1 rRNA gene is annotated in these 443 nt (G+C 54.2%); it reads right to left on the bottom strand.

Annotation, left to right across the window (positions count from 1 at the left end):
* A 23S ribosomal RNA gene (locus ELH03_RS37200) occupies positions 1-443 on the bottom strand; the annotation flags it as partial.

The raw sequence follows: 443 nt of genomic DNA, 5'->3' as shown, positions 1-443 counted from the left end.
CCGCGTTCGCTCGCCACTACTTGCGGAGTCTCGGTTGATGTCCTTTCCTGCAGGTACTTAGATGTTTCAGTTCCCTGCGTTCGCTTCTTACACCCTATGTATTCAGGTGTAGATACCTTATCACAATACCTAGAAACCATTCGGGTTTTCACTCACACTCGTTCTGCACTTCGTGCAGCGCTGCGTGGGCGCGCCGGACGACCGGCGACGCGCTCTCGCGCTGTATTGGGAAACTCCCATACAGGCCAGAGGCCGTCGGCAATCGTTCGCCGTAATGTCGGATCGACGATCCGACAACCAGAATGATTTTCTAGGTATTTAAGGTGGGTTGCCCCATTCGGAGATCCATGGATCAAAGCTCATTCGCAGCTCCCCACGGCTTTTCGCAGCGTATCACGTCCTTCATCGCCTGTGCATGCCAAGGCATCCACCAAATGCCCTTA

This window comes from Rhizobium beringeri, from assembly GCF_004306515.1.
In the GTDB taxonomy this organism is placed as follows: domain Bacteria; phylum Pseudomonadota; class Alphaproteobacteria; order Rhizobiales; family Rhizobiaceae; genus Rhizobium; species Rhizobium beringeri.
This window is presented reverse-complemented; position numbering and strand designations above follow the sequence as displayed.